9 protein-coding genes, 1 tRNA gene and 1 pseudogene are annotated in these 10,595 nt (G+C 37.9%); 9 read left to right on the top strand and 2 right to left on the bottom strand.

Annotated elements, in window-relative coordinates:
- Window positions 1-194 precede the first annotated feature (194 nt).
- The 3 genes from rpsA to HMPREF2574_RS01170 all read left to right on the top strand — a co-directional run bounded on the left by rpsA (window position 195) and on the right by HMPREF2574_RS01170 (window position 2,019).
- Complete coding sequence (gene rpsA, locus HMPREF2574_RS01180; protein ID WP_070812080.1) at window positions 195-1,394, top strand: 30S ribosomal protein S1; 1,200 nt, start codon at window positions 195-197, stop codon at window positions 1,392-1,394.
- An 82-nt stretch (window positions 1,395-1,476) separates the two neighbouring features.
- Window positions 1,477-1,548, top strand: a tRNA-Arg gene (locus HMPREF2574_RS01175).
- 66 nt (window positions 1,549-1,614) lie between these two features.
- Window positions 1,615-2,019, top strand: coding sequence for an NUDIX hydrolase (locus HMPREF2574_RS01170; RefSeq protein ID WP_024051645.1), 405 nt, complete (start codon window positions 1,615-1,617; stop codon window positions 2,017-2,019).
- A 221-nt stretch (window positions 2,020-2,240) separates the two neighbouring features.
- Here HMPREF2574_RS01170 and HMPREF2574_RS01165 read toward each other — a convergent pair whose 3' ends face one another.
- Window positions 2,241-3,224, bottom strand: coding sequence for an L-lactate dehydrogenase (locus HMPREF2574_RS01165; RefSeq protein WP_003024429.1), 984 nt, complete (start codon window positions 3,222-3,224; stop codon window positions 2,241-2,243).
- A gap of 198 nt (window positions 3,225-3,422) precedes the next feature.
- Here HMPREF2574_RS01165 and gyrA point away from each other — a divergent pair, with 198 nt between their 5' ends.
- From gyrA to HMPREF2574_RS01135, 6 genes and pseudogenes are all read left to right on the top strand, one after another.
- Window positions 3,423-5,870 (top strand): DNA gyrase subunit A, encoded by a 2,448-nt coding sequence (gyrA, locus tag HMPREF2574_RS01160; protein ID WP_070583895.1) that lies wholly within the window; start codon window positions 3,423-3,425, stop codon window positions 5,868-5,870.
- Between the two features lie 20 nt (window positions 5,871-5,890).
- Window positions 5,891-6,634: a class A sortase gene (locus tag HMPREF2574_RS01155; RefSeq protein WP_024051643.1), complete on the top strand. Its 744-nt coding sequence runs from the start codon at window positions 5,891-5,893 to the stop codon at window positions 6,632-6,634.
- A gap of 235 nt (window positions 6,635-6,869) precedes the next feature.
- Window positions 6,870-7,592: a CoA transferase subunit A gene (locus HMPREF2574_RS01150; RefSeq protein ID WP_070812079.1), complete on the top strand. Its 723-nt coding sequence runs from the start codon at window positions 6,870-6,872 to the stop codon at window positions 7,590-7,592.
- 1 nt (window position 7,593) lies between these two features.
- A pseudogene (locus tag HMPREF2574_RS01145) lies at window positions 7,594-8,246 on the top strand (3-oxoacid CoA-transferase subunit B).
- Between the two features lie 188 nt (window positions 8,247-8,434).
- On the top strand, window positions 8,435-9,349 hold the full coding sequence (locus HMPREF2574_RS01140; RefSeq protein ID WP_070812078.1) for a LysR family transcriptional regulator: 915 nt from the start codon (window positions 8,435-8,437) through the stop codon (window positions 9,347-9,349).
- Window positions 9,350-9,364: 15 nt separating this feature from the next.
- On the top strand, window positions 9,365-10,123 hold the full coding sequence (locus HMPREF2574_RS01135) for an acyl-CoA dehydrogenase family protein (RefSeq protein WP_142350178.1): 759 nt from the start codon (window positions 9,365-9,367) through the stop codon (window positions 10,121-10,123).
- 109 nt (window positions 10,124-10,232) lie between these two features.
- Here HMPREF2574_RS01135 and HMPREF2574_RS01130 read toward each other — a convergent pair.
- Window positions 10,233-10,595, bottom strand: a 363-nt coding sequence (locus HMPREF2574_RS01130; RefSeq protein ID WP_142350177.1) for a transposase, incomplete at its 5' end; no start/stop codon positions are given.

The raw sequence follows: 10,595 nt of genomic DNA, 5'->3' as shown, positions 1-10,595 counted from the left end.
CTCATGCGTTGGTTCGAATCCAGCTACCCCAGTTCTTAGGTAATATATCAGATAAATGGTAAAATATCTTAGGGTATTTTATTTCTTTATAGGGTGAGAAACGTTAAAGATAGTTCAATGTCATTGCGGTGCTTAGGAAAAATATTATAAGTATGTCAAGCGAGAAATGCTTGATTGTTGGAGGATTTTTTTAGATGAATGAATTTGAAGATTTGCTAAATAGTGTTAGCCAAGTTGAGCCAGGCGATGTCGTTACTGCTGAAGTATTGACTGTTGATGCGAACCAAGCTAATGTTGCAATCGCTGGAACTGGTGTAGAAGGTGTGTTGACCCTTCGTGAATTGACAAATGATCGTGAAGCTGACATTAACGATCTTGTAAAACCAGGTGAAACACTTGAATTGCTTGTTCTTCGTCAAGTAGTTGGTAAAGATACTGATACAGTTACTTACCTTGTATCTAAAAAACGTTTAGAAGCTCGCAAGGCATGGGACAAGTTGGTTGGACGTGAAGAAGAAGTTGTTACTGTAAAAGGTACTCGTGCTGTTAAAGGCGGTCTTTCAGTAGAATTTGAAGGGCTTCGTGGATTTATCCCTGCTTCAATGCTAGATACTCGTTTCGTTCGTAACACTGAACGTTTTGTTGGCCAAGAATTTGAAGCAAAAATTAAAGAAGTGGATCCAAAAGAAAATCGTTTCATTCTTTCACGCCGTGAAGTAGTAGAAGAAAAAGCTGCAGCAGCACGTGCTGAAGTATTTAGCAAATTAGCTGTTGGTGACATCGTGACTGGTAAAGTTGCACGTATCACAAGCTTTGGCGCTTTTATTGATCTTGGTGGTGTTGACGGACTTGTTCATTTAACTGAATTGTCACATGAGCGCAATGTTTCACCAAAATCTGTTGTATCAGTTGGCGATGAAATCGAAGTAAAAGTTCTTGATTTGAATGAAGAAGAAGGTCGTGTATCGCTTTCTCTTAAAGCTACAACTCCTGGACCATGGGACGGTGTCGAGCAAAAACTTGCTTCCGGTGATGTTATCGAAGGTACAGTTAAACGTTTAACAGATTTCGGTGCTTTTGTAGAAGTATTACCAGGTATTGACGGACTTGTCCATATTTCACAAATTTCACATAAACGTGTTGAAAATCCCAAAGATGTGCTTAAAGCCGGTCAGGAAGTAACCGTGAAAGTTCTTGATGTAAATGCTGATGCAGAACGTGTATCACTTTCTATCAAGGCTCTTGAAGAACGTCCAGCACAAGAAGATGACCAAAAAGAAAAACGTCAATCACGTCCTCGTCGTCAAAAACGTCAAGAAAAACGTGACTTTGAACTTCCAGAAACTCAAACTGGATTTTCAATGGCTGACTTATTTGGTGATATTGAATTATAATCAAATAAAAGGATTGGAATTTATCATTTCAGTCTTTTTTTACTTGTTATTTTTTCATTTTTTGTGTATACTATAATAGTTACCACCCTTAGTGTAATGGATATCACGTAAGATTCCGGTTCTTGAGATGGGGGTTCGATTCCCTCAGGGTGGATGATTGTTATCTGCTTATAAATCTTGTTATATGCAAGATTTTTTATTTTTATAAGGGAGATTACCAATGCCTGTGAAATTGATTGCACATGCTCTAATTGAAAAAAATGGAAAATACTTGCTCATCAAACGAAGTAAAATAAAACGTGGTGAGCCAAATATGTATCCCGAATATTGGGACATTCCTGGAGGGAGTGTGGAAGAAGACGAATTGCCACGAGAAGGAGCTGTACGTGAAGCGATGGAAGAAGTTAACCAAAAGGTACAATTAAGTTCGATTCTTCATGAGGATAGCTGTTATGATGATACAAAGGGCGTCGTTTTTACGCGTCTAGTGTATAAGGCAAATTTGCTGGAATATAGAGAGATTAAACTTGATCCAGAAGAGCATACAGCGTTTCGCTGGATTCGGGTGCTGTCAGATATGAAGGGTGAGAAGACTGTTCCTTATTTAAAAGATATATTGAAATAATTGATAAAGTGAGATTATATAAAATAAATGGATACGATAAAGTTGATTTGCACGGCATCATGACTTTATCGTATCCGTTTTAGATATGAAAAAGGAGCTGAGACAAAAGTCCCCAGCTTCCTTTGTTTATATAGTTAGAATTATAAGACGCAGTGGTTGAGTGGACTCTAATACGTTGATAAATCAACTTTTACAGCCCCACTCTCAAGAAAGGAAATTCTTTAGTTTTTAGCTGCTGAAGCAAATTCTTCTTTGGAGAAGGCATCATTGATGATGTCTTTTAATTGTTTAGCAGAAGCTTGCATTTTTTGTTTTTCAGCATCATTCAACGGGATATTTACTGGACGTACGATACCATGTGCGCCGACAATAGCTGGTTGACCAATGTAGCAATCTGTAACGCCAGGATATTGACCCTCTTGGAATACTGAAAGTGGAAGAACTGAATTTTCGTCATCAAGGATAGCTTTTGTGATACGAGCTAAGGCAACTGCGATACCATAGAAAGTTGCACCTTTTTTATTGATGATTGAGTATGCAGCATCACGAACACCTTCAAACAAGTCAACTAATTCAGCTGCATTAAAGTTTTCTACGTCTTGGAGATAATTTTCAAGGTTGACACCTGCAACGTTGGCATGTGACCAAACAGCGAATTCTGAATCACCATGTTCTCCCATGATGTAAGCATGGACAGAACGAGCATCTACATCTAATTTTTCAGCAAGTGCTTGACGGAAACGTGCTGAGTCAAGAGAAGTACCTGAACCAATGACACGTTCTTTAGGGAATCCAGAGAATTTCCAAGTTGAATAAGTCAAAATGTCAACTGGGTTAGCAGCTACAAGGAAGATACCGTTGAATCCTGAAGCAACAATTTTAGTAACAACATCTTTGTTGATACGAAGGTTTTTTTCAACCAATTGAAGACGAGTTTCACCCGGTTTTTGTGGTGCACCAGCAGTCAAAACGACAAGATCTGCATCGTGCGCATCAGCATATTCTGCTGAATAAATTTTCTTAGGTGAAGTGAAAGCCAAGGCATGGCTAAGGTCTTCAGCATCCCCTTCTGTTTTTTCTTTGAAAATATCAACAATACCAAGTTCTTGGGCGATTCCTTGGTTGACAAGAGCAAATGCGTAAGAAGAACCTACAGCACCGTCACCAACAAGGATGACTTTTTTATGTTGTTTAGTAAGAGTCATTTTGCTAAACATCTCCTTTATTTTATTGGGGAACGTTTTCCCTTTACACATCTATTCTATCACTTTTGTAACATTTTGTCACGAATATAATACATATCATCTTATGTAAACGTTTTTATAATAAGGGATGTTTACTGAAAAAAATCCCAATTTATGTTATAATGATATGGTCATATAAATGAAGAGAGGCATTTTTTAATGCAGGATAATAATTTAGTAAATGTGAATTTAACGAGTGAAATGAAGACGAGTTTCATTGACTACGCCATGAGTGTCATTGTTGCTCGAGCGCTTCCTGATGTTCGTGATGGCTTAAAGCCTGTTCACCGTAGAATATTGTATGGAATGAATGAGTTGGGGGTAACTCCTGACAAACCACATAAGAAATCTGCTCGTATCACGGGTGATGTCATGGGTAAATACCACCCACATGGAGACTCTTCTATCTATGAAGCAATGGTGCGGATGGCGCAATGGTGGTCTTACCGTCACATGTTAGTAGATGGTCACGGAAACTTTGGTTCTATGGACGGAGACGGTCCCGCGGCACAACGGTATACAGAAGCTCGGATGAGCAAAATATCACTTGAAATGTTGCGCGATATTAACAAAAATACAGTTGATTTTGCAGATAACTATGATAGTAGTGAGCGTGAACCATTAGTTTTACCGTCACGTTTTCCTAATTTGCTGGTCAATGGGGCGACAGGTATTGCTGTGGGAATGGCAACAAACATTCCTCCTCACAATCTTGGTGAGACCATTGATGCTGTGAAATTAGTCATGGATAATCCAGATGTGACCACACGTGACCTTATGGAAGTGTTGCCTGGTCCAGATTTCCCGACAGGCGCTTTGGTTATGGGAAAATCAGGCATTCATCGCGCTTATGAAACTGGGAAGGGGTCCATTGTTTTACGTGCTCGGACAGAAATCGAAGAAACTAAATCTGGTCGCGAACGGATTGTTGTTACCGAATTTCCGTATATGGTCAATAAAACAAAAGTTCATGAACATATTGTGCGGTTAGTCCAAGAAAAGCGTATTGACGGGATTACGGCAGTTCGTGACGAGTCTAACCGTGAAGGGGTTCGCTTTATCATTGAAGTGAAACGTGATGCAAGTGCGCATGTTATTTTGAATAATTTGTTTAAACTCACGCAAATGCAGGCGAATTTCAGTTTCAATATGCTAGCAATTCAAAATGGAGTGCCAAAGATTCTGTCTTTACGCGAGATTTTGCTTGCTTATATTGAACACCAAAAAGAAGTGGTGACACGTCGGACTGTTTTTGATAAGGAAAAGGCGGAAGCTCGTGCACATATTTTAGCTGGTTTGCTGATTGCACTTGATCACATTGATGAAGTGATTCGCATCATCCGAAACAGTAAGACAGATGCAGAAGCGCAAGCAGAGTTGATGGCACGCTATGAATTATCCGAACGTCAAAGTCAGGCGATTCTGGATATGCGTCTTCGCCGTTTAACGGGATTAGAACGGAATAAGATTCAATCTGAATATGACGACTTGATGAAATTGATAGCAGATCTAGCAGATATATTGGCAAAACCAGAACGAGTTGTTGCGATTATCAAGGAAGAATTAGAAGAGATTAAACGTAAGTTTTCTGACGAACGTCGTACAGAACTAATGGTTGGTGAAGTACTGGCTCTGGAAGATGAAGATCTCATCGAGGAAGCAGATGTTTTGATTACACTTTCCAATAAGGGTTACATTAAACGGTTGAACCAAGATGAATTTACTGCGCAAAAACGTGGTGGGCGTGGTATTCAAGGAACAGGTGTAAAGGATGACGATTTTGTCCGTGAATTAGTTTCTACCAGCACACATGATCGCTTACTCTTCTTTACCAATAAAGGTCGTGTTTATCGTTTGAAAGGTTATGAAATTCCTGAATACGGTCGTACAGCGAAAGGTTTGCCGATTGTTAATTTATTGAAATTGGACGAAGGCGAAACAATCCAAACGATTATCAACGTTCAAGCCGAGCATGATGATAATTCCTACCTTTTCTTTACAACGCGTCATGGTGTTGTGAAACGGACAAGCGTAACAGAGTTTGCTAATATTCGTCAAAACGGTCTGAAAGCTCTGAATTTAAAAGATGAGGATGAACTCATCAATGTCTTTTTGACAAATGGTCAAGCAGATATCATTATTGGAACAAAAATGGGTTATGCTGTACGTTTTAATGAAAACCAAGTCCGAAATATGGGACGGGCTGCGACCGGCGTGCGTGGAGTGAATTTGCGTGCGGGTGACCATGTTGTAGGAGCAAGTGTCATTTCGAATGATCAAGAAGTGTTAGTCATCACTGAAAAAGGATATGGCAAGCGTACTTTAGCTAGTGAATACGCTACGAAAGGACGTGGCGGAAAAGGGATGAAAACAGCTAATATTACTGAGAAAAATGGTCCATTAGCAGGTTTAATGGCTGTGAATGGTGATGAAGATTTGATGATTATCACAAATACAGGGGTTATTATTCGGACAAATGTTGCTAATATTTCTCAAACAGGACGTGCAACTTTGGGTGTTAAAGTAATGCGACTAGATAAGGGAGCGCAGATTGTTACTTTTACAAGCGTTGCAGCAGAGAATGAAAAAGAAGTGGATGAAGAATAAACTAAATAAAAGGAAATGTTATGTCATCAACAAGAAAAAAACATAATAAAAGAAAAAATATTCTGATTAACATTATTGCGACATTGTTAATCATTGTTGCACTTGCACTTATTTTCAACTCTTCTATTCGGAATATGATAATGGTTTGGCATACCAATCGGTATCAAGTGAGCAAAGTTTCAAAAGATAAAATCACTCAAAATAAAAAAGCCAAAACTAGCTTTAATTTCGATAAAGTTAAATCGCTGTCTACCGAAGATGTGATTAACGCGCAATGGAAAGCACAGCAATTACCAGTTGTTGGTGGAATTGCTATTCCTGAACTTTCAATGAATTTGCCGATTTTTAAAGGCTTGGATAATGTGGGGCTTTATTATGGCGCAGGTACGATGAAAGAAACGCAGCAAATGGGGAAAGGGAATTACGCATTGGCTAGTCACCATGTATTTGGGATTACAGGTGCAAGCAATATGCTCTTTTCTCCTTTAGATCGTGCTAAAGCCGGAATGAAAATTTATCTGACAGATAAGGAAAAAATTTATACTTACTCCATTACTTCAGTTGAGAATGTAGCACCTGATAGAGTAGATGTGATTAATGACCGCGAAGGTGTCAATGAAGTGACTTTGGTGACTTGTGAAGATGCTGCAGCTACGTCACGAACGATTGTTAAAGGAACGCTGGAAGAAGAAACTTCTTATAAAGACGCACCAAAAGAAATTCTAAATGCATTTAGTAAAACGTATAACCAAATGCAACTATAATAAAAACGAGGTTGGGACGATAATATCCCAGCCTCGTTTTTATGATGGAAATAAATAGTCACGCGATACTTGAGCAAGTTTTGCAAGAGTGAGAGAACGGGCTAAAAATTTTTAGTTTTCAGCCCTATTCCACTTTTGTTTTTTTGTCGAATGAAATCAAAATGGTTTATGACAATATTTTTGTCAAAGTGCAGAAGTCGTGATTAAATCGCAAATAGTAGGTGGAGGTAGTGGTATGCACATTGTAACATTACCAGAAGCAGTTTCTAAGATTAAATCTGGTTATATGGTTGGTATCTCAGGCTTTCTTGGGGTAGGTGAACCATTTGAACTCATTGAAGAATTGGTTCGACAAAATCAACAGAACTTAACAATAGTATCTGTTGTTACCTCACAACCGGGTAAAGAGCTTGGCGTTGGTCGCTTGTGTGAAAATCACCAAGTAAAAAAATACATCGCTGCTCATGTGGGAACTTCTGCTGCCGTACAACATGAATATTTTAGTGGTGATATGGAAGTTGAGTTCACACCAATGGGAACTGTGGTAGAACGACTTCACGCTGCGGGTGCTGGTTTGGGAGCTGTCTTGACTCCGACTGGAGTTGGGACTATTTTGGAAAAAGATTATGAAAAAGTAGCTCGCAACGGCAGAGAATATCTGGTTTATGATCCTTTGAAAATCGATGTTGCTTTGATTAAAGCTACCAAGTCAGATAAATATGGCAATTTATACATTGATGGGACAACTAAAAATATTTCATTGCAGCTGGCTCTTGCAGCTGATACAGTGATTGTTGAAGCCGATGAAATTGTTGAAGTTGGAGAAATTGATCCTAACGATGTATATATTCCCGGAATTCTTGTAGACTATGTTGTTAAAAGCTTGACTTCTAAAGAACATCATAAAATGATGGGCGACCTCTGGATAGAGACTAAAAAATTGGCAGGGGTAAATTAATATGAAATCAAAAGAAATTATAGCAAGACGTGTAGCTCTTGAATTTAAAGATGGAGATGTCATCAACCTTGGATTTGGTATTCCGAATGCCTCTGCTGATTATATTCCTGAAGGCGTGAATGTTATCCTTCAAGCAGAAAATGGTGCTCTTCGTTTTGGTGAGACACCAACAAAAGAAAACTACAATGCGAATCTGGCCAACTCTGGTGGAGCCCCCATTACTCTTTTACGGGAGCATCTTTATTTGACTTTCAAACGTCGTTTGCCATTATTCGTGGAGGCCACGTTGATGCTACAGTTTTAGGAGCGTTAGAAGTTAGCCAAGATGGTAGTATTGCAAACTGGATTATCCCCGATAAGTTTGCTCCAGGAATGGGGGGAGCTATGGATCTTCTAGTTGGTGTCAAAAGGGTTATCGCGGCTATTCAATATACTACCGGTGACGGCAAATCAAAAATGCTGAAAGAATGCACACTGCCCTTATCAGCTAAAAGAGTTTTGGATTTGGTCATTACAGAATTAGCAGTATTTGGTTTTCAAGACGGGAAATTCCTTTTGAAAGAATTAGCTCCCGGTGTCTCTTTGGAAGAAGTTCTTGAAAAGACAGAGGGCGAAGTAATCGTATCAGATGACTTAAAAACAATGTCTATCTAGTTAAATTATCAAGCAAATATAGCTACTGTTTGCCATAAAGTGTGTTAGTATATGCTTATAACGAACTTTATCGATGATAAGTTTTTAATCAACCTATTAGCAACTGATCATCTATATTAAAAAGATCAGTTGCTATTTTATTCCTGACAAATTATATTACAAATATTGAAAGATAGGAGACGATGAACATGGATATTATTCAAATGACTTACTTTATCAATATCGTCGAATGTGGATGTAATCTTTCGATTGCTACTAAAAAAATTCATATTAGTCAATCTGCTTTGAGTCAATTTGTCACAAATTTTGAAGCGACTGAAGGACTGCAGCTTTTTAATCGTAGAAATGGAAGATTAGAAAGTCTGACAGAAGCTGGTGGGAAAATTTATCGTTTTGCTACGGAAATTGTCAATCGTCATGAAGAAATGCAATCCATGATTCATATGGAAGCGCAAAAACAAAAAGGAACCATTAACTTAGGCATTCCTTCTCTGATTTTGCGTGTTTATTTTGCAAGTGCTCTCCCTAAATTTTTAAAAGATAATCCGAACATTAATATTCAAGTTGTGGAGGGAGGAAGCAAGGATTTACGTCAAAAATTTCTTGAAGGTGATTTAAATTTTGTTTTATTGATTGAGCCGACTAATTTAGATGCTAAAAAGTACGAGCAATATATTATACAAGCCGATGAATATGCAGCTTATATGGATAAAAATCATCCTTTAGCAGATAAAGAACTTCTTGAATGGAAAGACATCGCCGCTTACGATTTAGCAACATTTAATAAATCATTTACCACTTATGAATTAGTAGCTGAAAAATTAAAAAATAAGAAGATAGAGACAAATTTTACATATTTATCATCAGCATGGGATTTTTTAACAGAGTCTACGTATAAGAATGATATGATTACTATTTTACCTCGTCCAGTAGAATATTTTGTGGATAAAAATAAGTTTAAAGCTGTTCGTTTTAAAGATCCGGTTCCATTTAATATCTGGTTCTGCAGACCGTATAAAGCAAATTATAATGAAGTTGAAGCATACGTTTATGAAGAACTTTTGAAAGGTTACTATCATCCTATTTCGAGCCTTGATACCTAATAAAGGAGCAAATTGATGTCAAAAATTAGCACTACAGCAGCTATGATTGATTCATATACGAATACAGCAATTAAAAACTATGTAAAATCACATGATGAATCAACTTATTTTCCAAAGGAAATGTGGGATGAATTGACGAACGAAATGGATATATTTTTGCCCATTTTATCTGAAAAGAATCACACGTTAAGTTCTGATTTCATCACATTTATCCGAAAAATTGCTAATGAATTTGCTGCTCTTTCAGCTGTTTTATTAACACAAGGTTGCTATGGAATTTATTCTATTTTGAATTTTGGGACAGCAGAGCAAAAGGAATTATATCTTGAAAAGTTACTAAAAGGTCAGTATATAGGAGGATTAGGATTTTGCGAGTATAAACATCTAAAGGGGCTAGAAGATCTTGAAACGTATGCGACAAAGACTGATCAGGGATGGTGTCTCTCAGGGAAAAAGGCGATGATTTCCAATAGCAGCGTTGCAGATATACTACTGGTTTTGGCAAAAGTAAAAGAACAAGGTAAGGTGGAGAAGTACGGACTCTTTATTGTTGATCCAAAAGATTCGGATGTGCTAATTGGTGAACAGATTGAAAAACCGGGCTTGATAGGTCTTCCTTTGAGTTCAGTCACGCTGAAAAATGTCTTGCTCCCGGAAAACGCCTTATTGGGAGACGAATTAGCTGGGGATGTCCAATTTGCTAACATCATTAAAAATATGCAACTTGGCTTAAGTGCTATTGCATTAGGTGTTGCTGAGGGGGGCTTTCAATAAAGGTATTGAATTTGCAAAGGTGAAGAGAGGATTTGGAAAGCGTTTAATTGATGTGGAAATTCATCAAAATAAATTGGCTCTTTGTCAACTGTAGTGGGTAGATGAAAAGTTAAGATCTAGAAAGGCCAAATTTCGTCCTTTCTTTTTTGATATTTAGGGCGATAAAAATTCGTTTTTTGAAGTTTTCAAAGTTCCGAAAACCAAATGCATTGCGCTTGATAAGTTTGATGAGATTATTAGTGGCTTCCAATTTTGCGTTGGAATAGGGTAGTTGAAGGGCGTTGACGATTTTCTCTTTATCCTTGAGGAAGGTTTTAAAGACAGTCTGAAAAAGAGGATGGACCAGCTTAAGCTTGTCCTCAATGAGTCCGAAAAATTTGTCAGGCTCCTTGTTCTGAAAGTGAAAAAGCAAGAGCTGATAGATATTATAGTGGTGTCTCAAGTCTTCTGAATAGCTCAAAAGCTTGTCTAG

The sequence above is a fragment of the Streptococcus sp. HMSC034E12 genome, assembly GCF_001835915.1.
Classification (GTDB): Bacteria; Bacillota; Bacilli; order Lactobacillales; family Streptococcaceae; genus Streptococcus; species Streptococcus vaginalis.
The sequence above is the reverse complement of the archived record's forward strand: the minus strand, read 5'-3'. Positions and strand labels throughout refer to the sequence as shown.

Excerpts from the sequence above, each read along its gene's own strand:
- rpsA (WP_070812080.1), top strand. The coding sequence starts at position 195 with ATGAATGAATTTGAAGATTTGCTAAATAGTGTTAGCCAAGTTGAGCCA.
- HMPREF2574_RS01170 (WP_024051645.1), top strand. The coding sequence starts at position 1,615 with ATGCCTGTGAAATTGATTGCACATGCTCTAATTGAAAAAAATGGAAAA.
- HMPREF2574_RS01165 (WP_003024429.1), bottom strand. The coding sequence starts at position 3,224 with ATGACTCTTACTAAACAACATAAAAAAGTCATCCTTGTTGGTGACGGT.
- gyrA (WP_070583895.1), top strand. The coding sequence starts at position 3,423 with ATGCAGGATAATAATTTAGTAAATGTGAATTTAACGAGTGAAATGAAG.
- HMPREF2574_RS01155 (WP_024051643.1), top strand. The coding sequence starts at position 5,891 with ATGTCATCAACAAGAAAAAAACATAATAAAAGAAAAAATATTCTGATT.
- HMPREF2574_RS01150 (WP_070812079.1), top strand. The coding sequence starts at position 6,870 with ATGCACATTGTAACATTACCAGAAGCAGTTTCTAAGATTAAATCTGGT.
- HMPREF2574_RS01140 (WP_070812078.1), top strand. The coding sequence starts at position 8,435 with ATGGATATTATTCAAATGACTTACTTTATCAATATCGTCGAATGTGGA.
- HMPREF2574_RS01135 (WP_142350178.1), top strand. The coding sequence starts at position 9,365 with ATGTCAAAAATTAGCACTACAGCAGCTATGATTGATTCATATACGAAT.